Raw genomic sequence first — 23445 nt, 5'->3', positions numbered from 1 at the left:
CACGATGACCGGCCGCACGTTGACGAACAGGTTGGCGCCGCAGGTGAGCGTGACGCGTGCGCCGCCGGCCGAGCGCTCGATGCTGCTGCGGCAGCCGGCCGGCAGCGTCAGCGCGATGTGGACCGCGACGCCGGTCTCGGCGCTGCCGGCACGCGCCGGCAGCCCGGTGCCGCCGGCCAGCGCAGCGCACACGCCGCCGAGCACGTGCCACTGCGGCACCCGGCCGTGCCGGCGGCGCAGCGATCCGACCCGCGGATGGGCATGCATGGGCCGGCCGCGCTCAGTACGTGACCGTCAGCGTGCGGGTGCGGTTGGTGCTCGCGGTGTTGTCGCAGGCGGTCGCCGACGGGCACGAGCCGGCCTGGTTGGCCGCCATCGTCGCGGTCAGCGAGAGGCCCTGGCTGGCGCCGGTGCCGGTGCCGGCGACCGGCGTGGTCAGCGTGTAGGCGAGCTGCGTGGCGTTGTCCGTGTAGGTGCGCGCCGTGGCCGTTCCGGAGCTGCCGCTGTCGGCGTCCAGCGTGAAGCTGTACGGCAGGTTGGTGGTGCACAGCAGCGTGAAGCCGCCGCCGCTGCCGGTGGCCGGCGTGGCCTGCGCGCCGGTGTAGTTGAACGCGATGCCGCCGACGGTGCCGAGCGCGCAGGCCGGCGTCAGGTTGACCGTGACGGTGAAGTTCTGCGGCGGGGAATCGGTCGCGAAGGCGCTGCCGTGGGCAGCCAGGCCGAGCCCGAGCAGGGCGGTGAGCAGGACGTTCTTCATGAAGGCATCTCCGGTGTGAAAGTTGCGTTTGCGGTGATTATTGTGATTAAGTTGAATGCGCCGCGCAAGTCCTCGAATTCCCGAAGAGTTGCCTGTGAAAATTCCGTCCTCAATCGTGAGGACGACCCCCCTGAATGAGGGGTGCTTTTGCACCTGCTTGGTAAATAAACCACATAAATCGCAATCGATTTTCGCTTTTCTTTCTGCCAGACTTGCCGAATGAACACGCCACGCACCCTTCCTTTCGCGCCCTTCGTGCCACGCATCTGCGTGATCGACGACAACCCGGTCGTCGGTGTGCGCATGCAGAAACTGCTGAACACCCGGGGCTTCCGCAACGTCACGGTGTTCCGCAGTGCCTGGCCGGCGCTGCAGGCCTGCCACTACCGCCTGCCGGACCTGGTGCTGGTCGACTACGGCATGCCGCAGATCGACGGCATCCGCTTCATCGAGGCGCTGCGCCACTACCCGCCGGCGCGCACGCTGCCGATCGTGATGTTCACCGGCCAGTCGCTGGAGACCCTGCGGCCGCGTGCGATGGAGGCCGGGGCGAGCGACGTGCTGTCCAAGGACCTGACCGGCGAAGAGCTGCTGCGCCGCGTGAAGGGCCTGCTGAGCGCCGCGCAGGCGCGGTTCGAGATGGCGGCGCCGTCGCTGGCCGCGCCGGTGCTCGACCGCGTGCTGCTGGCCGATGCCGGCCGCGAGGGGCCGGCATCGCACGGCGGCTGGGGCCTGCTCGCGCAGTACGAGCAGAAGGCGGAGATCACCGACGAGGACGAGTCGACGCTGCGCCACCTGTCGCGCATCGCGTCGCTGCGCGACCGCAACACCGGGCAGCACACCGAGCGCATGGCCTATTACGCGGCCGTCATCGGCCGCCGCTACGGGCTCAGCCTGACCCAGGCGCAGATGCTGGTGGCGGCCGCGCCGCTGCACGACATCGGCAAGGTCGGCGTGCCCGACGCGGTGCTGCACAAGAGCGGCAGCCTGGACGACGACGAACGCACGCTGATGCGCAGGCATCCGGCACTCGGCTTCGAGCTGCTGCGCGACTCGTCGTCCGCGGTGATCCGGCTCGGCGCCGAGATCTCGCTGTCGCACCACGAGCGCTTCGACGGCAGCGGCTACCCGCAGGGCCTGCGCGGCCACGAGATCCCGCTGTCGGGCCGGCTGGTCGCGGTGGCCGACGTGCTGGACGCGCTGAGCACCGAGCGGCCCTACAAGGCGGCCTGGCCGCTGCACCTCGCGATCCGCGAGATCAGTGCGCAGGCCGGCACGCACTTCGACCCGGCCGTCGTCAGCGCAATGACCGACGCTTCCGACCAACTTCTCACGATCAAGCAGTACTTCGAGATGGCCGAGCCCTTTGCAAAGACGACGCCGATGACTCTAATCTGACCCATCATGGATACCCTGGTGCAACCGCGCCGCACACCCGCGGCGCGGTTCGTCGACTGGTTTCGCCGGCGCGGCTTCGCGACGCAGGTGCTGGTGATCCACGCCGCCACGCTCGCGGTCGTGCTCATCGTGCTGGGCGTCGCGTCGTTCGGCTATGTCGAAGCGGCGATGCACCAGGTGGCCGGCGGGATCAGCCTGAGCCGCCTGCGCGGGCTGGCGCTCGACCTCGGCGGCCTGCCGCGCACCGAGTTCGAGGCGGCGGCGCAGCGGCAAAGCCTGCAGAACCACCTCGAGGCGCCGACCTACGTCAACGCCGTCGTGCTGTCGGCGCAGGGCGAGGCCCGCGTCGTGCGCGGCGACGGCGATCCGCCGGCCCTGCCGCTCGACGTGGCGTCCGGCGCGATGCTGCAGCCCGGCTGGCAGATGATCGACGGCACGCGCATGCGCAGCTGGGTGCCGCTGCCGCGCGGCGACGGCGTGCTGGTCGCCACCGTCAGCCTGCGTCCGGCCGACACCACGGTGCGCTACGTAGTGGGCGTGCTGGTCGTGCTGTTCGTCGCGATCTCGTTGTCCGGCGGCATGGTGTTCGGGCTGCTGATGCGCCGCCATGCGCGCGGGCTGGAGCGCCTGGTCAGCTGGGCGCGCGAGCGCGCGACCCACCTCGAGGCGCCGGTGCAGGCACCGCCCCCGCGGGCGGTCGGTTCGCGCGAGCTGCGGGCGCTCGCGCATGCGCTGTCCGAGGTGGTCGCGCAGCGCACCCACCAGCTGCGTGCCAAGGAGCAGGCACTGCGCACGCTCGGCCGCGTGATCGACGCGATGCCCGAGGCGGTGCTGGTGTACGACGTGACCGGCACCGTGCGCATCTGCAACGAGGCGATGCAGCGCCAGTTCGGCTGGCGCGGCGAGCAGCTCGTCGGTGGCCGGCTCGACCGCATCATCCCGGCGGGCGAGCGCTACGAGTTCATGCGCACGATGCTCGACTTCGCGGCGCACGGCGCCGGCCAGCGCACGCGGCTGATGCTCGACCGCAGCATCCTGTGCGCCGACGGCAGCGCCGCCACCGTGCGGCTGTACGGCGAGCTGATGAAGCTGCCGCACGGCCCGAAGATGTGCCTGTTCCTGCGCGACATGACGCAGGAGCTGCGCGACGCGCGCGCGCTGGAGGCGGCGCTCGCCGAGGCGCAGCAGTCGGCGCAGGTGAAATCGCGCTTCCTGGCCAACATGAGCCACGAGATCCGCACGCCGCTCAACGGCATCGCCGGCATGCTGGACCTGCTGACGCGCTCGTCGCCGACGCCCGACCAGCGCGAGTACATCGACGTGATGCGATCGAGCGCGCGGCTGCTGCGCAACCTGCTCAACGACATCCTCGACCTGTCGAAGATCGAGGCCGGGCGGCTCGAACTGGAGAGCCTGCCGTTCGACCTGGAGGAGCAGCTGCACGATGCCTGCGTGCCGTTCAAGGCGCTGGCCGAATCGCGCGGGCTGCGCTTCGAGGCGCGCTTCCACGTCGGCCATCCAGTGCTGCTGGGCGATCCGTTCCGCATCACGCAGATCCTGAACAACCTGCTCGACAACGCGATCAAGTTCACCACCTCCGGCGGCGTGCGGGTCGAGGTGGCCGAGGCGAGGGACGCGCGCGTGCCCGACGGCAGCCGCATCCGCATCGCCATCACCGACACCGGCGTGGGCATCCCGAAGGCGCTGCAGAAGCGGCTCTTCGCCGCCTTCACGCAGGCCGACGAGTCGGTCACGCGGCGCTACGGCGGCACCGGGCTCGGCCTCGCGCTGTGCCGCCAGCTCGCGCGGATGATGGGCGGCGACATCCAGGTCGAGAGCACCGAGGGCCGCGGCTCGTGCTTCGAGGTGATCGTCTTCCTGCCGCGCGCCGCATCGAGCGTCGGCTTCGTGCACACGCAGCCCGACATCGGCATCGACACACTGGCGCACGGGCTGGTCGACCGGCACGTGCTGGTCGTCGACGACAACCGCATCAACCAGATGCTGCTGCGCAAATGGCTGCAGCAGGAGGGCGCGCACGTCGAGATCGCGAACAACGGCGAGCAGGCGGTCGAGAAGGCGGCCGGCGCGCACTTCGACGCGATCCTGATGGATGTCTCGATGCCGGTGATGAACGGCTACGACGCGGCGCGCGCGATCCGCGCGATGGGCGGCGTGTCGGGCGCGGGCCACACCAGCGGCGCGAGCGTGCCCATCATCGGCGTGACCGCGCTCGCGATGGGCGGCGAGCGCGAGCAATGCCAGGCGGCCGGCATGAACGACTACATCACGAAGCCGGTCGACCGCAATGGCCTGATCCGCAAACTCGTGCCGCTGATCGCCGCCAACGAGCCGCTGCCGGAGCTGCCGGAATTCCTGCCCCGCATCAGCCTGACACCCACCCTGGAAGCCGCTCACCCATGAACTTTCCGAAGGTCACCTTCGACACCCGGCGCGCGCTGGCCGATTTCGATGGCGATGCCGACAGCATCGCCGAAGTGCTGCTCGCGTTCCTGGAAGACCTGGACACCGGCCGCACGGCGCTGGAAGACGCCCCGGCACGCGGCCGCGCCGCCTATGCCGCGGTGCTGCACGAGCTGGCGAACTCGCTGGAATCGATCTGGTGCTTCGACGCCGGCCGCCGGGTGCGCGAGATCGAGCGCAGCTGCCATGGCGGCGAGGTGCTGGACACGGTCCTGGTGCAGCACGAGGTGACGCAGTTGCTGGAGGCGGCGGCCGACGGGGCGCGCGAGTGGCTGCGGCAGCGCTTCTCCTGAGCGCTGCCCGGGCGCTCCGGGCGGAGGCCGTAACATCGGCGCTTCTCCCGACAGCAAGTTGACCGACACCGTGGAACACGAGGAATTACTGACCGTGGGCGAGGTGACCGGCCTGCTGGGGGTTTCCCGCACCTCGGTCCAGAAGATGGTCGACAGCGGCGTGCTGCTCGCGATGCGCACGCCCGGCGGGCACCGGCGCATCGTCCGCAGTTCGGTGCAGGCGCTGCTGAGCGGCCAGCTGCAGCTGGTGCCGGGGGCGGCGTCGGCCGCCACGCCGGCCCCGTCGTCGAGCATGACGGTGCTGATCGTCGAGGACAGCCCGACCACCACGCTGAGCTACCAGAAGGTGTTGCGCCGCAGCAGGCTGCCGATCTCGTGCGAGTTCGCGACCGACGGCATCGAGGCCTTGTTGAAGCTCGAGCGCTTTCGCCCCGACGTGTTGATCACCGACCTGCAGATGGAGCCGGTCGACGGCTTCCGGCTGGTGGCCGCGGTGCAGAACGATGCGGAGCTGGCCTTGATGGCGCAGGTGGTCGTCACCGGGCTGCACGACGACGAGATCGCGCGCCGCGGCGGCCTGCCGCCCAACGTGCTCCTGTACCGCAAGCCGGTGCCCTGGGACCGGGTGCTCGGTTTCCTGGAGGCCCATGCGCAACGCCGCCAGCTGCTGCTGGCGGCGTCGCATCATCGCAGCAGCCTCAAGGCTGGTTGATGATCTCGGTGCTCGGCTGGCCGTTGTCGGCGATCACCTTCAGCACCTTCACGTCGTTGACGGCGATGCTTTGCGGCACCGTCATCAGCAGCAGGTCGGCGTTGGTCTGCACCTCCATCGGCGCGGTGAAGATCACCGACTTGGTGCCGGCGGTCGTCACGCGCATCACGTAGTTGCCGGCGGTGAAGTCGGTCGAGTTCGCGCTCGAGGCCGGCACCGCGTTCTTGTAGGCCGCGGCCGCGAAGTTCGGCGCCACGGTGGCGATGTCGACATTGGCGGCGGTCAGGTACACGTCGACGTTCTGCGCATTGAACGAGCCGTTGACGACGCGCACGCGGCCGTTGGTGGCGGTGAGCTGCTTGTCGTACGGATCGTTGATCAGCAGCAGGTTGGTGGTCGTGGCTTCGCCCGGCACCGCGATCAGCGTGAACTTGTTGCCACGCGTCGGGTTGAAGTTGATCGTGCCGACGGTGGCGCCGCCGACGGTCGTCTTCACGGTGTAGTCGGCCGGTGCGGTGTCGACCACGTAGTACTTCGACGCGTACAGGTAGCCGACATCGCTGATGCCGCCGGAGACCTCGGTGTTGCGATACAGCGCGACGTTCGGGCCGGCCGGGATCGCGTGGATGAAGCGCACCTTCGGGTCGGCGATGTCCAGCCGGTCGTCGATGCTGTCATCGCCGCCGCCACAAGCGGCGACCAGCAGGATCGGAGCGAACGCCGCGAGGAATTTGAGAGCTTTGTGCATGATGGACAGCCTTTCAGTGGAGTCGGTGGAATCGATCGGGAAACCGTGAGGCGACTCTAGGGTCGGTGCACCGTGCACCGTGTCGGTGGATGCGGTGACCCGCTGTGGGGCGTGCCTGAGATCGATGTCGGACAAGGCGCCGCCTTCACGGGCGGGCACTGTCGGATGCCGCACCGCGACAATGCGCGCCACCGGCGCTGCCGTTCGAGCCACCCCTGCCGCCATCCGGCACCAAGGAGACCGCATGATCGTTGTCCACCACCTGAACAACTCGCGCTCGCAGCGCGTGCTCTGGCTGCTCGAAGAGCTGGGCGTGCCGTACGAGATCAAGAAGTACCAGCGCAACCCGAAGACGATGCTGGCGCCGCCGGAGCTGCTGCAGGTGCACCCGCTGGGCAAGTCGCCGGTGATCACCGACGAGGGCAACACGCTGGCCGAATCGGGCGCGATCATCGAGTACCTGCTGGCGCGTTTCGGGCCCGGCAACCAGGGTCGGCTCAAGCCGGAACCCGGCACGCCGGAAGCGCTGCGCTTCACCTACTGGCTGCACTTCGCCGAAGGCTCGGCGATGCCACCGCTGCTGCTGAAGCTGATCTTCGACCGCATCCCGAAAGCGCCGATGCCGTTCTTCGTGAAGCCGATCGCGAAGGGCATCTCGGCCAAGGTGCTGGCGTTGATGGTCGAGCCGAACCTGAAGCGGCAGCTCGACTTCATGGAGGCCGAGCTCGGCAAGAGCGAGTGGTTTGCCGGCAGCGAGTTCAGCGCGGCCGACATCCAGATGAGCTTTCCGGTGGAGGCTTCGGCGCAGCGCGCCGGGCTGGATGCGAGGCGGCCGAAGCTGATGGCGTGGCTGAAGCGCATCCATGCGCGGCCGGCCTACCAGCGCGCGCTGGAGCGCGGCGGGCCGTACGACTTCGCGAACGATTGATCTGCATGGTTTCTGCAAGGTGACTTGGTATTCGCGCGCTGGCGTGTGCGCGAAATATCGCGATTCAACGCAGGACGCATCACCAAAGGGAATCGTGTTGTGCAGGGCCGACGCGCCGAGCACCGGGTCGTTGCTGTTTCCGCTGGTTTCTCTTGTAATCCGCCGGCGCCACGTCGAGCTGTCTCCCAGAAGCGGGTGTGACGAGGCGCAGAGCAGGGTCAACGGAGGAATCGATGCGAATGGCGAAGTGGCGGCCGTGGGTCGTTGTGCTGGCGTGGCTGTTGTGCGGGCACGCGTCGGCAAGCGAGACGAGGTGGGCGGTGTGCTTCCGGGGCGGAACGTTTCCGCCCGATGCGGGTTGCACGAGATGGGTGCCGACGGCCGTGCAGGCGTGCGACGTGTACAAGGACATCTTTGCGGCCAGCGTCGTATTCGAACCAGGGTACGCGATAGGTCACGTCAACTTCGCCGTGCCATCCGGCAATGGCAGCGGCTGCTCCATCGACTTCACGGTGTTCAAGATCAGCACGGGCCAGGTGATACCCGATTGGCTGAGCGACAGCGGCTGGATCAATCAAACCTCGGTAACGCGCGTCGACATCGGGCACGACAAGCCACTGGCCTGTTCGCCGAAGTTCGGCAACCCCATCTACCCGCTGACCGGTAGCCGAGCGCAGGCCGAGGTGCTGGGTTCGTGGCTCGTCGGAGGGCAGGCTCTGGCGGCGAGGTACGACACGCGCCGCATGCTTCCTGTGGATGGGCCAGAAGGTCCGTGGAATGCGACGGCGCTGCCGTCGTTCGCGGGGCTGTGGCACAGCAGCTGGCACCGCAGCCTGGTGATCCAGTCCGACCCTCAGGGCGTGGCGCAGGCGGTGCAGGCCTCGCGCGGCGGCGGTGACTGGGTCAGCTTCCAACGCAACGACTCAGGTCAATACCTGCCCGATGCGGATGTGAACGACCGGCTGGAGCGCTTGATCGCGGGCTGGCGCTATGTCGACGCAGCGGCACGCAGTGAGGAAACCTACGACAACCTGGGCCGCCTGGCCGCGATCGACTTCGCCGCGGGTGAGCGCCTGGAGTTCAGCTACGACAGCAGCGCCGCGGCGGCGCTGCTGACGAAGGTGCAGGACTCACGCGGGCGCAGCGTGCAGTTCCAGTACGAGGACGCCGGTGGCGGGTCGATGCGCATCAACCGCATCGTCGATCCCGCGGGTGCCGCCATCGTGGTGGCCTACACCGCCGACGGGCAGCTGGGATCACTGGTGTGGCCGGACGGTACGCAGCGGCAGTTCCTGTACGAAGCCCCGGCCCAAGCGTGGGCGCTGACCGGGCTGGTGGACGAGAAGGCCAGACGCATGTCCACGTACAGCTACGACGCTGACGGCCTGGCGACAGGCACCGAACTGGCCGGTGGCGTGGACCGCTACAGGGTGAGCTACGACGTGGCGCCGCGCTGGCGCGTGACGGAGACCTTCGACGCGGCGCAGAGTGTGCTGCGGGTCGACCACGAGTGGCAGGCGCCGCAGGGCGTGACGGTGACGCTGCCGCAAGGCGGCAACACGCAGCTGGGCACGAGCGTCGTGCGCGGGGTGCCACGGCTCACGAGCCGCAGCCAGGCGGCGGGCAGCGGCTGCGGGGCGAGCACCAGCACGAGCGTGCTGGATGCCAACGGCAACGCCGCGAGCCGGGACGATTTCAACGGCGGGCGCACATGCTACGCCTACGACATGGCGCGCAACCTGGAGAGTGCGAGCGTCGAGGGGCTGGGCACGGGTGCATCGTGCGCGGCGGTGGTGGGCAGTGGCGCTGCGTTGCCGACAGGCGCGCGCAAGACCAGCACGCAGTGGCACCCGGACTGGCCGCTGGTGGCGGCGCGCTCGGGCCCGCGCGAGCTGCAGATCAACGTTTACAACGGCCAGCGCGACCCGGTGACGGGCAGCTTGGCGGACTGCGCGGACGGCGCGCAACTGCCCGACGGCAAGCCGATCGCGGTGCTGTGCAAACGCACTGACCTGGCCACCACCGATGCCGATGGCAGCCAGGCGCTGGCGGCCGGGGTCTTCGCGCCGCCGGCGAGCAGCGACCCGGGGGATGCCAGCTACGCGAGCGTGAGCAGCCTGCTGCACCTGGACGGCGGCAACGGCACGACGACGCTCACCGACGACGGGCCGGCGCATCACACGTGGACGAGCACCGGCAATGCGGCGCTGTCGACGACACAGTCGAGGTTCGGCGGGGCATCGTTCAACCCCGGTAGCGGGGTGGCCGTGTCGCCGGTGACGGCGGACTACCTGTTCGGCAGCGGCGATTTCACGGTCGAGGCGTGGGTGTTCAGGACGGCGACGCCGAGCGACGCGGGCGCGATCGTCACGCTGTGGGCGGCCGGCAAGTGCTCGTGGTACCTGGGCGTGGACTCGTCCAACCGGCTGGTGTTCTTCACGTCCACGCTCGGCAACGAGGGCTTCTCGTTCCCGGCCGCCGGTTTCGTGCCGGGCGGTGCCTGGGTGCACGTGGCCGTGACGCGCCAGGGCACGAGCCTGCGCTTCTTCGTGAACGGTGCGCTGGTCGGGCAGACCGCAATCAGCGGGTCGCTGTACGCGCCGGTGGGCAGCAATGCCACGCTGGGCGCGGCGGGCGATGTGATCCAGCAGTGGCCGGGCTACATCGACGAGGTGCGGATCACCAAGGGCGTGGCGCGCTACACGGGGGCCTTCACGGTGTGGGCGGCGCCCTTCCCGGCATCCGCCTCGCCGGTGCAGGGAGGAGGGGGCAGCGGCGGCGGGTTGACGGGGGTGGATGCGAGCGTGCCGGCCCGCACCTGGACGTATACGTACAACTCGGCGGGGCAGGTGCTGACAACCAAGCGCACACGAGGTGGCGTCAGCGTGACGACGAGTTCCACTTACTTCGCCGACACGGACGCCAATCACACGAAGGGCGATCTGGCCACAACGACCGATGCCGCCGGCAAGGTGACCGCGTACGACAAGTACACCAAGGCTGGGCAACTGCTGCAGAGCACTGACTCGGACGGCGTGGTCACCGTCAACACCTACGACCTGCGCCAGCGCCTGCTGAGTACGACGGTGGGCGGTGAGACGACCACCTATGCCTATGACCCGGTCGGCCAGCTGATCCTGGTGACGCAGCACGACGGCAGCTGGACCGCCTACGAGTACGACGACGCGCACCGGCAGAAGGCGGTGTCGGACGACAGCGGCAACCGCATCGAGTACGCACTCGACAACGCCGGCAACTCGACCGGCCAGACGGTCAAGGACCCGACCGGCAGCCTGAAGCGGAACATGGCACGCGTGATGGACGCGCTGGGCCGCGCCCAAGAGAACAGTGGCAGGGAGTGAGGGGAACATGAGAACACTGCACACCATCGCACTGGCAGCGGCGCTGCTCGCACAGGTCGCCACCGCCCAGACCCTGCCGCCTCCGCCGGTGTCGCCGACACCGATCACGCGCTACGAGTACGACGCCCAGGGCAACCGCACCAAGATCATCCGCGGCGCAGGCACGCTGAACCTGGAGACCAAGCTCAGCTACGACCCGCTGTACCGGGTGAAGGATCACACCGATCCGAAGAACGGCAAGACGAGCTTCGAGTACGACGGCGGGGATCGAACCACGAAGGTCACCGACCCGAGGAACCTGGTCACGCAGTACCCGCGCGACGGCTTCGGCAACGCGACGCAGCTGATCAGCCCGGACACCGGCACGGCGAACCAGACCTACAACGAGATCGGCAACATCACGACCCGCACCGACAGCCGCGGCGTGCTGGAGAGCTACACGTACGACGCGATGGACCGGCTGACGCAGCTGGTCTACAGCCAGAGCGGCCAGCCCAGCCAGACGGTGAGCTGGGCCTATGACCTGAAAGGGCCGGACTACAGCTACAGCGCGAACCGGCTGAGCCGCACCGATCATCCGAACGGCTGGTCGCGCTTCAAGTACGACCAGCGCGGACGGGTGCTCGAAGCGGTGCAGTCCGTGAGCCCAGCCGCAGGTGCCAACAGCACCGCCATCGTCAGCATCACGCGCTACGGCTACACGCTGGGCCGCCTGACCAGCATCACCTACCCGTCGGGCCGCAAGGTCGCGCAGAGCTACACCAGCCGGCACGTGACCGGGATCGGCCTGGCCCAGGACGCGAACGGCACGCCTGTGCCGCTGCTCACCGACATCAAGTGGGAACCGTTCGGCCCGGTGACGAGCTGGAACTGGAACATGGCCGCCGGCACGGTGCCGCACGAGCGCTTCTTCGACTTGAGCGGCCGAGTGACCCGATACCGGCTTGGCAACGTCTTCCGAGATGTGACCTACGACGCAGCCGATCGCATCATCAGCTTCACGCACCTGAGTGCCAACGACGGCATCCCGCAGCCGGCGCTGGACCAAAGCTTCGGCTATGACGAGAACGACCGGATCACGCAGGTGACGACGGTCGCGAGCAGCTGGTCTATCACCTACGACCCCAACGGCAATCGCACGGGCGTGAGCCTGAACGGAAGCCCGAGCCTCTACACGACCGAGGCCACGAGCAACCGGCTCATCAGCATCACGAACCCGGCACGCAGCTTCGTTTATGACAACGCCGGGAACACGACCAGCGACAGCACGAACTACACGGCGACGTACGGCTTAAGCGGGTCGCTCGCGAGCATCACCCGAGCGGGCGTCACCGGCACGTACACCTACGACGCCGATAAGCGGCGCATCCGCAAGGTGACGAGCGCGGGGGCGAGCAGCACGGTGATCTTCGTGTACGGGCTCAACGGCGAGCTGCTCGGGGAATACGACCAGAACGGAGCCGCCATTCGCGAATACATCTGGCTCGATGACATCCCGGTGGCGATGTTCACGCCGGATCCGGCCAACCCAAGTGGCGCGCCGCTGGTCTTCTACATCCATGCCGACCACCTGAATGCGCCGCGGCTTGTCGTCGACATGAACGACGTGACCCGCTGGCGGTGGTTCGCCGAGCCGTTCGGGACGACGGCGCCGGAGGCAAATCCCAGTGGGCTCGGAGCCTTCACGCAGAACCTTCGTTTCCCGGGGCAGTATGCAGATGCAGAGAGCGGCCTTTGGTATAACTACTTCCGTAGCTATGACCCGACAATTGGTCGGTATGACTCGAGCGACCCGATTGGGCTGGTGGGCGGCGTCAACACTTTTGCTTATGTCGAGGCTAACCCGGTGAGCCTTGTTGATCCGAGTGGATTGCTCTTCTTCAACCTATGTACCGGTTGTCATAATGGTGTCAATAAAGGGCCTCTCCCAGTGGTGAACGGCCCGACGCCGATCAAGGATCCAATCGTTACACCCAACGCTACCCCTCCGAATAAACAAAAGCCAACCCCCGTAGTCCCACCGCTTCCGTTGAGTGATCGTCAATGTGTTGTATACAATCTCGAGGATTGTCAGAATGAGGTAATTTACGTCGGAATAACTTCAAGAGATCCATATTTCCGGGAAAGAGAGCATGAAAATGGTCCCGATGGGAAAATGAATATATACAAATGCGAAATGTGTGATTTGCATTTCTTGGTAATTGCAACTTATAATAATCGCAGGGATTGTGAGTATGCTGAGACTCAGCAGATCCAGGCGCTTCGGCCTTTTGCAAATATCAAGAAGAACCCGGATACTGGTGATGTTAGGTGGAAGAAGTACACGGAATGGTGGAGCAAGAGATGTATTCCTTGTCAATGAAGGCTTTGTTTCATGAACAATACCATGGATGATTTTTGGGCTTTCATCGAAGTGCAAAGAGCCTCGATTCCCGAGCCTGTGGACTCACATGAGTCGCTCTTGAGATCGGCCCACGATGGCTTGGGTAGTGGTATTGCCCTCCAGTACTCAAAATATTACGCTGATCTCTTTGAGTCCCTGAACAAGATTGAAGTATGGGAGGCGTGTTCCCTGATTGCTGGGGCCCCTTGCGGCGATGATTCATTTTCCTATTTCAGGAATTGGGTGATTTGGCAAGGCGAGGAGGTCACCACTGCGATGTTGCTGGATCCGGAAACGTTACTGGATTTGGCAAGGACAAAGAAGATTTCCTTGAGTGACCCATTCGTTGAATCACTCTCGATGCTCTCGGTGCATGGCGCAAGAGATGCGAAGATTCCCCTGTCACAAACGGATTTCATAGGGGCATGGAATTGGCAGGATTCTTCCGCTGAGAAGATATCGCAGCGCCTTCCGAAGCTGTGGGCTGTCTATGGCGGCAGTTTTTCTTGGGAGCCGCAGCAAGGGCCTTCTGCCAGTCATGAAGTCGCGGTCGACGGCCTTGGTATTCTCAAAGTGGGTGACAGCGTCAATCACAAGAGCTATGGGGCTGGCACCATTGTCACGTTCCCTATTCCCGGCAGTCCTGTCGCTCTCATCCGATTTGCTGACGCCGAGAGAGGGATGCATATTGATGCGAAACTTTTCTCCAGAATATCGTTGTAGCGGTCGCCACACCCCACGGTTTTGCCGTTGCGGAAATGATATTTCTCCGTTCAGGGTTCTATCGGAAAAATCCGGATGCATTGAATGCCAATCGTGTCATTCGCAGGGACGAGTGACGGGAACTATTGCATTTCTAATTGCGCCGATGCTTCTGTTCTTTCTGTTTCCCTTCGTTCCCCTGCGGGGAGGTCTTGTGGCTGAGACAGCCATTGTTGTCTTCTGTGTAGCTTTCGCCTACGTGATGGCTTATCGCATCTTTGTTCGCGTCTCATGGAAGTCGGATGACGGGTGCGGACAGGTGCAGCATCGTTCTTGACGGCATATAAGCGCGGGCGGCCGGGCGGGTGCTGCCCTTCAGGCTTGAGCGCTTAGCATGACTCACATGGATGATCTCGCCCGCTACAGTGGGCATTCCTTTTGCCTTCCACGTGAGCTCATAGAGCTGGTCGTTGTTTAAGTTCAAGGCACTGCCCGGTGAATCCTGTCTACCAGCGCCTGCTCCCAGCCGGTGGTTCCTACCGGCGACAGGCGGCTCAGCACGTCGGTGTCCAGCCCGGTCGCGATCGCGCCGACACCCGCCAGCACCGCGACACCGGCCACGCGCCGCAGCCATTCACCGGCGTGCAGCGAGCGCTTCATCAGCGCGAACAATCGCCCGCCCGACAGCAGTGCCGCCGCCAGCGAGGTGCACGCACCGGCCGCATAGGCGAGCAGCAGCAGCGAGCTGCCGACGCTCGCACCGTTCAGTGCCGCGCCGGTCAAGATCAACCCGAGGATCGGCCCGGCGCACGGCGCCCACAGCAGCCCGGTGCCGATGCCGAGCAGCACCGGCGACAGCGCCGAGTCTTCCCCCGCCCCCGACCAGCGCACGCCGAGCGCGACCAGCGGCCGGCTCAGCCGATCGGCCAGCCCGGGCCACAGCAGCGTGAGCCCGAACACCGCGAGCAGCGCGATCGCCGCCCAGCGCCCGGCCTCGTTCAGCGTCACGACCCAGCCGCCGCCGACGGCCGCCAGCGACGCGATCACCGCGAACGTGGCTGCCATGCCGATCAGCATCGGCAGCCCGTGCAAGCGGAACGGCCGGTCGGCGCGTGCGAACACGAAGGGCAGCACCGGCAGGATGCACGGACTCAGGATGGTCAGCACGCCGCCCACATAGGCGATGAGGAGGGTCAGCATCGTGGTCACTCCAGCGGCAGCACCAGCCGCGCCTCGAGCCCGCCGGCGCTGCGGTTGTGCAAGCTCAGCTGCGCACCCATCGCGATCGCCAGCTGGTGCGCGATCGCGAGGCCCAGCCCGGTGCCGCCGGTGCTGCGGTTGCGCGAGCCCTCGAGGCGGTAGAACGGCTTCAGCACCGCCTCCAGCTGGTCGTCGGGAATGCCCGGCCCGTTGTCGAGCACCGACAGCGTCAGCCGCGTGCCGTCGGTCTGCACCCGCAGAGCCACCTCGCTGCCGAACGACAGCGCGTTGTCGATCAGGTTCATCAGGATGCGGCGCAGCGCATTCGGCCGCGACACGATCGGCGCGCTGACGCGGCCTTCGAGCTGCACCGCCTCGCCGGCGTCTTCGTAGTCGGCGATCAGGCTCTCGAACAGCGCGTCGGCATCGATGCGGCACGGCGGCTCGGTCGCGCCGTGCAGCGTGCGCGCGTAGGTCACGCCCTCGCGCACCAGCAGGTTCATCGCGTCCAGGTCCTGGCGGATCTTGTCGCGGTCGGGGCCGTCGTCCATCAGGTCGGTGCGCAGCCGCATGCGGGTGATCGGCGTCTGCAGGTCGTGCGAGATCGCGGCCAATATCTCCACCCGCTCGGCCGCATAGCCGGCGATGCGCTGCTGCATCGCGTTGAACGCGCGGGCGGCGTGCGCGACCTCGCTCGGGCCCTGCTCGGGCAGCGCCTGGCCCTTCAGGTCGGGACCGAGCTGGTCGGCCGCGGCGGCCAGTGCCGCCAGCGGCCGCGTCAGCAGCCGCACCGCGATCCAGGCGCACAGCGCCAGCACCGCGAGCTGCGCCGCCAGCACCCAGCTGACCCAGCCCGACACCGGCATGTCGACGCGGCGCGCATGCACGATCACCATGCTCGCATCCGACAGCTTCACCTGGATCTGCAGCCCGCCGAACGGCTGCGGCACCTCGGCCACGCGCACCGTCTCGAACGGCTTCATCGCATCGACGATGGTGGTCGAGAACTGCCGCAGCATCGCATCCGTCGGCGCCGGCCCGTCGGCGCTGCCGCCGAGCGAGAAGCGGTAGTTGCGGCGCTCCAGCCGCGCCAGCCAGCCGTCGCGTTCGTCGGCGGGCAGGCGGTCGATGATCGCGATCGAGCTCGCGATGTCGCGCTCGATGCCGAGCATCATCAGCTCGCGCAGCGCCATGCCGCGCTCGTAGCGGATCAGCACGAAGGTCAGGCCCTGCGCGATCGCGAGACCGAGCACGATGATCAGCGTGACGCGCGCGAACAGCGAGCGCGGCATCGGCAGGGTGACGTGGATCATGTCTGGCGGTCCGTTGCGGTGGGGTCGGGCAGTCGCTGTCAGGCGATCACGAAGTCGACTTCGATGTTGCCGCGCGTCGCATGCGAGTACGGGCAGGTCTGGTGCGCCGCGTCGACCAGGCGGCGCTTCACGTCGGCGTCGAGGCCGGGCAGGCTGATCGACAGTGTGACAGCCAGTGCGTAGCTCACGTCGCCGGCGGTCTTGCCGAGCGACACGCGGGCGTCGATGGCGGTGTCGGCCGGGAACTTGATGCTCAGCTGGCGCGCGGCGATCTGCATCGCCCCCAAGAAGCAGGCCGAGTAGCCGACGCCGAACAGCTGCTCGGGATTGGTGCCGGGCTTGCCCGATCCGGGCGGGCTCAGCTGCACGTCGAGTGCGCCGTCGCTGGAGCGGCCCGCGCCGTCGCGGCCGCCGGTGGTGTGGGTGGCAGCGGTATAGAGAACGTTGGCGATCTTCTGCAGCATGGCGATTCCTTCAGGAGGGGTTGGTTGAAGCGAGCCTGTATTTCAACGGCCCGCTGTATCCCCGGTGTGTCGGCCACCCCCCGGATTTGCATTCGCATGTAGGCGCGGTGCGACCCGGACACACTGCAATACAAAGGGGCTGCGTCCGGGCGGCCGCCGCACTACAGTCACGGCCATGCAAGCCAAGCCCAGCGACCATGTGCTGATCGTCGATGACGATCGGGAGATCCGCGAACTGCTGACCACCTACCTGGTCAAGAACGGCCTGCGCGTGGTGGCCGTGCCGACCGGCCGGCACATGCGCGCGGCGCTGGAAGAGTCCGGCCCGTTCGACCTGATCGTGCTCGACCTGATGCTGCCCGGCGAAGACGGCCTGACGCTGTGCCGCGACCTGCGCAGCGGCAAGTACAAGGCGACGCCGATCGTGATGCTGACCGCGCGCAACGAAGAGGCCGACCGCATCCTCGGGCTCGAGATGGGCGCCGACGATTACCTCGCCAAGCCGTTCGCCGCGCGCGAGCTGCTGGCGCGCATGCGCGCGGTGCTGCGCCGCACCCGCATGCTGCCGCCGAACATGCGGGTGGCCGAGGCCTCGCACCGGCTGGCGTTCGGCGAGTGGGAGGTCGACACCGTCGCGCGCCACCTGCTCGACGAGCAGGGCGTGATGGTGGCGTTGAGCGGTGCCGAGTACCGGCTGCTGCGCGTGTTCCTCGACCACCCGCAGCGGGTGCTGAGCCGCGACCAGCTGCTGAGCCTCACGCAGGGCCGCGAGGCCGAGCTGTTCGAACGCTCGATCGACCTGCTGGTCAGCCGGCTGCGCCAGCGGCTGCGCGACGATGCGCGCGAGCCGCGCTACATCAAGACGGTGCGCAGCGAAGGCTACGTCTTCGCGTCGGGCGTCGAGTCGCGCGACTGAGCTTGATCACGGTGCCGACGTCTCGGCCAGCAGCGCCTTGATCTTGTTCTCGGTCTCGCCATAGCGGCCTTCGCCGAAGTGCGTGTAGACGATGCGGCCCTGCTTGTCGATCAGGTAGAGCGCCGGCCAGTACTGGTTGCCGTACGCCCGCCAGGTGGCGTAGTCGTTGTCCTGCGCGACGGCGTGCGTGATCTGCAGCTTGCGGATCGCGTCCTGCACGTTGGGCGTCGACTTCTCGAAGGCGTATTCCGGCGTGTGCACGCCGATGACGACCAGACCCTGGTCCTTGAACTTGTCGTGCCATTCCTTCACGTGCGGCAACTGGTTCAGGCAGTTGCTGCAGGTGTAGGTCCAGAAGTCGACCAGCACCACCTTGCCACGCAGCGCCTCCATCTTCAGCGGCGGCGAGTTCTGCCAGGTGGCGATGCCCTGGAAGTCGGGCGCCGCCACCGGGTGGGCGGCGGCGGGCGTGCCGATGGCCGGTGGTGCGGCCAGCGTGACGAGAACCACCGTCGCGGCGATGGCCACGGCGGCGAGGAGGGCGTTGGATCGGAGGTTCATGGCGGTGGTGCGGAGTGGCGGGTGCGCGGATTCTTGGTCGCGCACCGCCACCGCCGAGGTTTCTTCGTAGGCCTGTGTGTCGGCCCGGCACGCCGACACATTACGTTTCACGGGAATGACCGCGCGGCGCTCAGGGTTCGGTCACGCTGGCGAGATTGCGCACGCCCCTGACCGTGCCGTCGACATTGATGAACTTGTACTGGATCGGCCCGTAGCCGGGCGCGACCCACATCACGGTCGTCCCGAAGGACGGCAGGGTGTCGTCGATGACCTTGAAGCGGCAGGCGTTCGGAAAGCTGCGGCCGGCCATCGTCAGTGTCTCGTGGCCTTCGAAGGTCCACGTCTCCTGCTCGGCTTCGGCCAGGAAGCCGCCGTTCGTGAAGTAGTTGTTGTCGGTGTAGTGGATCGTCACCGTCTGGGTGGGGGCCAGCGTGTTCGGCAGCAGGAAGCCGGTGTAGACCGACTTCGTGGCCTGCACGCCCTCGGGCGTGTAGTCGTAGTCGCCCCAGAAGCGCACGCCGTCCGCCTCGATCGAAAAATAGTGCTTGGCGGCGTGCGAGGTGCCTTCGACGTCGAAGTACTCGATCTGCACCGGGTGGACGGCGCCGTCGAACTTTTCCTGCGTGTAGAGGACCGACTTCGCGATATAGGTCTTGTCCGGATCGGAGATCGTGTAGCGCAGGCCGGGCTTGGCCGTGAAGCAGTCGCTGACGCCGGGCAGCGTCTCGACCGGCGGGTCGACCGCGGGCGGGCAGTCGTCACCACCGCCACCGCAAGCGGCGAGCGTGGCGCAGAGGCTGGCGATCAACAGGAAGGAAGGGGTGTGTGATAGTTGCATGATGATTTGAAGAGGTGTTGTGGAGGGGCGGTAACCGACAAGGCTCCGCCCATCCCATGCAGATCCGGAGATCGGCACGACGGCTCTGGTGGTGTGGTGTCTTGTTAGTTGCGACAATGAACGAACGCGCAAGACACTCGTTGACATGACATGAGCGTAAAAAAACGTTACGGCACTGTCATCGCGCCCGACAATCGGCCGATGCGCCTGTGTCACTTGCCTTTGCTGCTGCTCGCTCCGCTGGTCGCGTCCGCGGCACCCGACGAGGCCGCGCTTGGCCAGGCCGCCGGCTACCCCGCGGCCCGCACGCTGCGGCAGGCCTATCAAGAGCCCTGGCTGGTCGGCTCGTTCAGCGCGATGGACAGCTTCAACCCGTCGTGCGCGCTGGCGCCGGCCGACAAGCCGGTCGCGCTGAAGGCCGCGGCCGCCGAGACGCCGTTCAGCTACCGCTACCAGGGTCACCGGTTGACGCTCGACGACTACATGCAGCACCAGCGCGCGACCGGCCTGCTGGTCGTGAAAGACGGCGAGATCGTCGCCGAGCGCTACAACTACGGCCGCACGCCGGCGATGCGGATGCTGTCGAACTCGATGGCCAAGACGATCACCGCGCTGGCGGTGATGGCGGCGCTGGAAGACGGCCTGCTGAAGTCGCTCGACGACCCGGCCGAGGCCTACGCAACCGCGCTCAAGGGCACGCTGTATGGCGGCACGCGCCTGGTCGACCTGCTGCGCATGGCGTCGGGCGCGCGCTACGTCGAGGACTACACGCCGAACGACGATCGCGCGCGCTTCAACGCCACGGCGCGGCGCGCTGGCATCGTGCAGGCGGCGCGCGAGGTCACCGAGCGCAGCGATCCGCCGGGACAGCGCTTCAACTACGCCGGCGCACAGACCGAGGTGCTGGGCCTGGTGCTGCGCGGCGCGACCGGCCGCACGCTGTGCGATTACGTCGGCGAGCGCCTGTGGAAGCCGATCGGCGCGCAGGCGGCCGCGAGCTGGCTGCTGAACCCTGCGGACCAGGTGGAACTCGCGCAGGGCGGCTTCAATGCGACGCTGCACGACTACGCGCGGCTCGGGATGATGCTGGCCGCCGACGGGCAGGTGAACGGTGTTGCGGTGGTGTCACGCGAGCACCTGCTCGACATGACCGACCCCGCGCGCCAGCCCGAGGCCTTCCGGCCGGGGCAGATGGCGTACCACGGCAGCAAATACTTCGGCTACGGCCTGCAGACTTGGCTGGTGCCGGGGCGGCAGCGGCGTTTCATGTTGCTCGGTGTCTATGGCCAGGCGATCTTCGTGGACCCGGCGCTGAAGCTGGTGGTGGTGCACACCGCAGTCGGCAAGGACGCCTCGGGCGATGCGAGCGGAAACCACCTGGGCGCCGAGCGCAACGCGCTGCTGCGCGGAATCGTCGCGACCTACGGCGACTGGTAGTCGCCGCGCTCCAGCATCGCCGCGTCTTCATGCAGCTGCCGCAGCGCCAGCAGTTGCAGCAGCGCCGGTGCCAGCACCGCATCGCCCGGGTTGACCTGCGCGGCCACCACCTCGGTCGACAGTGCCTGCAGCCGCTGCGACAGCTCGCGCAGCCCTGCCGCTTCCAACCGACGCGCGAGCGGTGCCGATTCACCAGCCCACGCACGCGGCAGGCGCGCCAGGCCATGGTGCAGCAGCGTCGCGAGCTGCTGCCGCAGCGCTTCGAGTTGCAGCGTGCAGGGGTCGCTGCTGGCAGACTGCGCCACCCCCAGCGGCAGCGCGCCGAGCGCGCCATTCGCCTTCGCGAAATCCGGCACCAGCAACCCGCCCTCGCAGCCCAGCGCCCACGGCTCCAGGCTCGGCACGCCGTGCTGCCAGCTCAGCACGCCGGCCACGTGGCGCAGCGCGCCGTGCCGGCCGCTCGCCGCCGCGGCGATCGCATCGAGCGCATGCGGCGCATGGCGTTCGTGGAAGCGCTGCACCAGCAGCGGCGCGTCCTGCGCATCGCGCAGCAGCAGCGCGACGCCCTGCTCGTTGGCGTCGTAGGCCGCTGGCTCCACAGCAGCCGGGCTGAACACGATGAAGCGCCGCGCCGCATGCCGCGGCTGCAGCGCGGCGGTCGGGTGCGCCTGCTGCTCGGCGCGCAGCGCGGCCACGCTGTCGAAGCGCAGCGGCGCGCCGAGCTGCGCCCAGTCGGCCGATTGCGGCAGCACGCTGTTCTGCGAACTGCGCGCACGCGCCAGCCGCACGCTGCCGTCGGGCCGGCGCGCGGCCTGCTGCGCCAGCAACTGGCCTTGCGCCAGCGCCTCCAGCAGCACGCCGGGCGCGAGCCGCTCGGCGGCGCGGATCGCCGCCTCGTCGGCACGCCGCGCCTCGGGCACCTGCCACGCATGTGCCAGCACCAGGCGCGTGCCGGTGTCGATGTCGGCCATCACCAGGGTCGTGCGGCGGCTCTCGCCATCGCGCTGCGTGCGCGCCCCCAGGCACATCAGGCGAACCCGGTCGAGCGCGGTCTCGCCGGCCTGGCCGATGCCGAGCACCGCGGCGGCATGGCCGGGCAGGCCGCCGCCGGCCAGCCGCAACCCCAGCTCGGCCAGCAGGTCCACGCCCTGCGCGGCGTCGTACAGCGCGCGGCGCTTCGCGTAGCCCTCGCTCCAGGTCTCCAGGTCGGCGAGCAGCAGCGCGAGCCAGGCCGCGTCGGCCGCGGCGATGCGCGCCGTCGACAGGCCTTGCATCAACGCGTCGGCTCCCTGCGAGACGCCCTGCCGCACGATCACCTCGACCAGCTGCTCGAATGGCGCCCGCTCGACCGCATGGGCCTGGCCCGCCGAGCCCAGCCGCACCGTCAACTGCGTTGCCACCGCATCCTGTTCGCGCGCCGCGCGGAACGCCCACACGCCGAGCGCGACGTGCTCGCAGGCCGCCGCGCGCACGCAGTCGCAGCGCGCGGTCTCGAGCGCGGCGCCGCCCCAGTAGCGCACGGTGGCGCTCGGCAGCCGCGCGGTGTCGCACGGGTCGCCGCCGCCGCGCTGCCGCAGCTCGATGCTGATGCCGGCATCGCGCAGCAGGCCGGCCTGCGCCAGCAGCGTGGCTGGCACGACGCGCGCCAGCGCCGCATCGTCGGCATCGGCCACCGGTGCGGCGACCGGCAGCGCCTCATCGGCCTGCGCCGAAGCCGATTCGCGGTACGCCAGCGCCGCGATCACGCGGTGCCGGCAGACACCGGCCGCGTTGCAGCTGCAGCGCGCGTCCTGGATCGCCACGCCGGCCGGCCAGCGGCAACTCACGCCGTCGTCGAACGCCGCCTCCAGCTGTCCCTGGGCATCCACCGTCAGCCGCGGCCGGTAGCCGCCGGCCAGCTCGCGCACCGCGCGCTTCACGATGCCGGCGTTCGCCGCATGCGACAGCGCCTCGGGCGACAGGTGCAGCAGGTCGTCGCGGACCGGGTTCGTTGCGTCGCTCACTTCAGCTTCTCCGCCAGCCACGCAGCCAGCTGCCCCGGCGTCATCGCGCCCACCTGCGCGCCGGCCTCGACCAGCCGGCCGGCGAGTTCCTTGTCGTAGACCGGATCGGCCCGCTCGTCCAGCGCGGCCAGCCCGAGCACGGTGCTGCCCTGCGCCACCAGCGCCCGCACGTGGCCGATCAGCACATGCTCCGGCATGCCTTCGTAGAAGTCGCTGACGATCACGACCACCGCGCGCCGCGGCACGCTGATGCGCTCGGCGGCATAGCCCACCGCCTTGCCGATGAAGGTGCCGCCGCCGAGCTGCACGCCCATCAGCACCTCGACCGGGTCGGTGACGCTGTCGCTCAGGTCGACCACCTCGGTGTCGAACGCGATCAGGTGCGTCTTGATGCCCGGCAGGCCCCACAGGCACGCGGCCGTCACCGCCGAATGGATCACCGAGTTCAGCATGCTGCCGCTCTGGTCGACCAGCAGGAACACCTGCCAGGGCTCCAGCACGCGCCGCGTGTTGACGTGGAACAGCGGGCGCTGGATCACGAGCCGGCCGCGCTGCACGTCGTAGTGGCGCAGGTTGCGCTTCAGCGTCTCGCGCGCGGCGAACTGGGCAGCAGCGCCTTGCAGGCGCAGCTGCTGCGGCTTGCGCGCGCCGCTGAAGGCGCGCTGCACGTCTTTCGCGAGCTTCTCGATCAGCTCGCGCACCACCTTGTCGACCAGCTTGCGCGCCATCGCGAGCACCTGCGGGTTCATCAGGTGCTTGGTGCGCAACACCGCCTGCAGCAGCGCCGGGTTGGGCGTCGCGCGCTCCAGCACCTCGAGGTTGGTCACCACCTCGTCGATGCCGTAGCGCTCGATCGCGTCGCGCTCCAGGCGCTCGATCGTCTCCTTCGGGAACAGCTCGTGGATGCCGTTGATCCACTCCGGCACCGTCAGCTGCGAGGCCTCGC

Annotated in this window: 19 protein-coding genes and 1 pseudogene; 10 read left to right on the top strand and 10 right to left on the bottom strand. The window is 68.0% G+C overall.

The features are described 5' to 3' along the window. Both ACXJLU_RS26195 and ACXJLU_RS26190 read right to left on the bottom strand, forming a co-directional pair. Nucleotides 1-267: hypothetical protein (locus tag ACXJLU_RS26195; RefSeq protein ID WP_457336061.1), on the bottom strand; the 267-nt coding region annotated here is incomplete at its 3' end. 13 nt (nt 268-280) lie between these two features. Continuing rightward, nucleotides 281-757 (bottom strand): Csu type fimbrial protein, encoded by a 477-nt coding sequence (locus tag ACXJLU_RS26190; protein WP_457336059.1) that lies wholly within the window; start codon nt 755-757, stop codon nt 281-283. A 219-nt stretch (nt 758-976) separates the two neighbouring features. On the opposite strand from ACXJLU_RS26190, the gene ACXJLU_RS26185 reads away from it, so the two are divergent. From ACXJLU_RS26185 to ACXJLU_RS26170, 4 genes are read left to right on the top strand one after another with little or no spacing between them, the layout of a single operon-like run. Next, nucleotides 977-2155 (top strand): HD domain-containing phosphohydrolase, encoded by a 1179-nt coding sequence (locus ACXJLU_RS26185; RefSeq protein ID WP_457336057.1) that lies wholly within the window; start codon nt 977-979, stop codon nt 2153-2155. A 6-nt stretch (nt 2156-2161) separates the two neighbouring features. Then, a complete protein-coding gene (locus ACXJLU_RS26180) occupies nt 2162-4579 on the top strand; it encodes a hybrid sensor histidine kinase/response regulator (RefSeq protein WP_457336055.1) in 2418 nt (805 codons plus the stop codon). Then, on the top strand, nt 4576-4932 hold the full coding sequence (locus ACXJLU_RS26175) for a hypothetical protein (RefSeq protein ID WP_457336053.1): 357 nt from the start codon (nt 4576-4578) through the stop codon (nt 4930-4932). Before ACXJLU_RS26180 ends, ACXJLU_RS26175 begins: the two co-directional genes overlap by 4 nt. A 58-nt stretch (nt 4933-4990) precedes the next feature. After that, a complete protein-coding gene (locus ACXJLU_RS26170; protein ID WP_457336051.1) occupies nt 4991-5644 on the top strand; it encodes a response regulator in 654 nt (217 codons plus the stop codon). On the opposite strand, the gene ACXJLU_RS26165 is transcribed toward ACXJLU_RS26170, so the two are convergent. After that, the gene (locus ACXJLU_RS26165; RefSeq protein WP_457336049.1) at nt 5631-6392 is read right to left on the bottom strand and encodes a DUF4397 domain-containing protein; all 762 of its coding nucleotides are present in this window, start codon (nt 6390-6392) and stop codon (nt 5631-5633) included. The genes ACXJLU_RS26170 and ACXJLU_RS26165 overlap by 14 nt on opposite strands. A gap of 244 nt (nt 6393-6636) precedes the next feature. Here ACXJLU_RS26165 and ACXJLU_RS26160 point away from each other — a divergent pair, with 244 nt between their 5' ends. The 4 genes from ACXJLU_RS26160 to ACXJLU_RS26145 all read left to right on the top strand — a co-directional run bounded on the left by ACXJLU_RS26160 (nt 6637) and on the right by ACXJLU_RS26145 (nt 13788). After that, nucleotides 6637-7320: a glutathione S-transferase gene (locus tag ACXJLU_RS26160; protein ID WP_457336047.1), complete on the top strand. Its 684-nt coding sequence runs from the start codon at nt 6637-6639 to the stop codon at nt 7318-7320. 470 nt (nt 7321-7790) lie between these two features. Beyond that, on the top strand, nt 7791-10682 hold the full coding sequence (locus tag ACXJLU_RS26155) for a LamG domain-containing protein (protein ID WP_457336045.1): 2892 nt from the start codon (nt 7791-7793) through the stop codon (nt 10680-10682). Nucleotides 10683-10689: 7 nt separating this feature from the next. Then, nucleotides 10690-13044, top strand: a complete 2355-nt coding sequence (locus tag ACXJLU_RS26150; protein WP_457336043.1) for an RHS repeat-associated core domain-containing protein — start codon at nt 10690-10692, stop codon at nt 13042-13044. 12 nt (nt 13045-13056) lie between these two features. Then, entirely contained in the window at nt 13057-13788 is a 732-nt protein-coding gene (locus ACXJLU_RS26145) for a DUF4240 domain-containing protein (protein ID WP_457336041.1), read from the top strand. A 477-nt stretch (nt 13789-14265) separates the two neighbouring features. Here ACXJLU_RS26145 and ACXJLU_RS26140 read toward each other — a convergent pair. The 3 genes and pseudogenes from ACXJLU_RS26140 to ACXJLU_RS26130 form a co-directional block, all read right to left on the bottom strand. Next, a pseudogene (locus ACXJLU_RS26140) lies at nt 14266-14967 on the bottom strand (cytochrome c biogenesis CcdA family protein); the annotation flags it as partial. 5 nt (nt 14968-14972) lie between these two features. Continuing rightward, entirely contained in the window at nt 14973-16280 is a 1308-nt protein-coding gene (locus tag ACXJLU_RS26135; RefSeq protein WP_457336039.1) for an ATP-binding protein, read from the bottom strand. 38 nt (nt 16281-16318) lie between these two features. Further along, a complete protein-coding gene (locus tag ACXJLU_RS26130; RefSeq protein WP_457336038.1) occupies nt 16319-16744 on the bottom strand; it encodes an organic hydroperoxide resistance protein in 426 nt (141 codons plus the stop codon). 175 nt (nt 16745-16919) lie between these two features. Here ACXJLU_RS26130 and ACXJLU_RS26125 point away from each other — a divergent pair, with 175 nt between their 5' ends. Further along, entirely contained in the window at nt 16920-17660 is a 741-nt protein-coding gene (locus ACXJLU_RS26125) for a response regulator (protein ID WP_457336036.1), read from the top strand. 6 nt (nt 17661-17666) lie between these two features. Here the strand turns inward: ACXJLU_RS26125 and ACXJLU_RS26120 are convergent, their stop codons facing one another. Then, nucleotides 17667-18221 carry a thioredoxin family protein gene (locus ACXJLU_RS26120; RefSeq protein ID WP_457336034.1) on the bottom strand — a complete coding sequence of 185 codons (555 nt, stop codon included), beginning with the start codon at nt 18219-18221 and terminating at the stop codon, nt 17667-17669. Nucleotides 18222-18351: 130 nt separating this feature from the next. Further along, nucleotides 18352-19029, bottom strand: a complete 678-nt coding sequence (locus ACXJLU_RS26115; RefSeq protein ID WP_457336032.1) for a hypothetical protein — start codon at nt 19027-19029, stop codon at nt 18352-18354. Nucleotides 19030-19260: 231 nt separating this feature from the next. On the opposite strand from ACXJLU_RS26115, the gene ACXJLU_RS26110 reads away from it, so the two are divergent. Beyond that, nucleotides 19261-20496: a serine hydrolase domain-containing protein gene (locus tag ACXJLU_RS26110; protein WP_457336030.1), complete on the top strand. Its 1236-nt coding sequence runs from the start codon at nt 19261-19263 to the stop codon at nt 20494-20496. On the opposite strand, the gene ACXJLU_RS26105 is transcribed toward ACXJLU_RS26110, so the two are convergent. Together ACXJLU_RS26105 and ACXJLU_RS26100 are read right to left on the bottom strand one after the other, a co-directional pair. Continuing rightward, the gene (locus tag ACXJLU_RS26105) at nt 20481-22499 is read right to left on the bottom strand and encodes a hypothetical protein (RefSeq protein ID WP_457336028.1); all 2019 of its coding nucleotides are present in this window, start codon (nt 22497-22499) and stop codon (nt 20481-20483) included. The two genes, ACXJLU_RS26110 and ACXJLU_RS26105, sit on opposite strands and share 16 nt — an antisense overlap. Continuing rightward, nucleotides 22496-23445: VWA domain-containing protein (locus tag ACXJLU_RS26100; RefSeq protein ID WP_457336026.1), on the bottom strand; the 950-nt coding region annotated here is incomplete at its 5' end. The genes ACXJLU_RS26100 and ACXJLU_RS26105, both read right to left, overlap by 4 nt.

The organism is Rhizobacter sp. P5_C2, from assembly GCF_054049715.1.
This window is presented reverse-complemented; position numbering and strand designations above follow the sequence as displayed.

Excerpts from the sequence above, each read along its gene's own strand:
- ACXJLU_RS26190 (WP_457336059.1), bottom strand. The coding sequence starts at position 757 with ATGAAGAACGTCCTGCTCACCGCCCTGCTCGGGCTCGGCCTGGCTGCC.
- ACXJLU_RS26185 (WP_457336057.1), top strand. The coding sequence starts at position 977 with ATGAACACGCCACGCACCCTTCCTTTCGCGCCCTTCGTGCCACGCATC.
- ACXJLU_RS26180 (WP_457336055.1), top strand. The coding sequence starts at position 2,162 with ATGGATACCCTGGTGCAACCGCGCCGCACACCCGCGGCGCGGTTCGTC.
- ACXJLU_RS26175 (WP_457336053.1), top strand. The coding sequence starts at position 4,576 with ATGAACTTTCCGAAGGTCACCTTCGACACCCGGCGCGCGCTGGCCGAT.
- ACXJLU_RS26165 (WP_457336049.1), bottom strand. The coding sequence starts at position 6,392 with ATGCACAAAGCTCTCAAATTCCTCGCGGCGTTCGCTCCGATCCTGCTG.
- ACXJLU_RS26160 (WP_457336047.1), top strand. The coding sequence starts at position 6,637 with ATGATCGTTGTCCACCACCTGAACAACTCGCGCTCGCAGCGCGTGCTC.
- ACXJLU_RS26150 (WP_457336043.1), top strand. The coding sequence starts at position 10,690 with ATGAGAACACTGCACACCATCGCACTGGCAGCGGCGCTGCTCGCACAG.
- ACXJLU_RS26145 (WP_457336041.1), top strand. The coding sequence starts at position 13,057 with ATGAACAATACCATGGATGATTTTTGGGCTTTCATCGAAGTGCAAAGA.
- ACXJLU_RS26135 (WP_457336039.1), bottom strand. The coding sequence starts at position 16,280 with ATGATCCACGTCACCCTGCCGATGCCGCGCTCGCTGTTCGCGCGCGTC.
- ACXJLU_RS26130 (WP_457336038.1), bottom strand. The coding sequence starts at position 16,744 with ATGCTGCAGAAGATCGCCAACGTTCTCTATACCGCTGCCACCCACACC.
- ACXJLU_RS26125 (WP_457336036.1), top strand. The coding sequence starts at position 16,920 with ATGCAAGCCAAGCCCAGCGACCATGTGCTGATCGTCGATGACGATCGG.
- ACXJLU_RS26120 (WP_457336034.1), bottom strand. The coding sequence starts at position 18,221 with ATGAACCTCCGATCCAACGCCCTCCTCGCCGCCGTGGCCATCGCCGCG.
- ACXJLU_RS26110 (WP_457336030.1), top strand. The coding sequence starts at position 19,261 with ATGCGCCTGTGTCACTTGCCTTTGCTGCTGCTCGCTCCGCTGGTCGCG.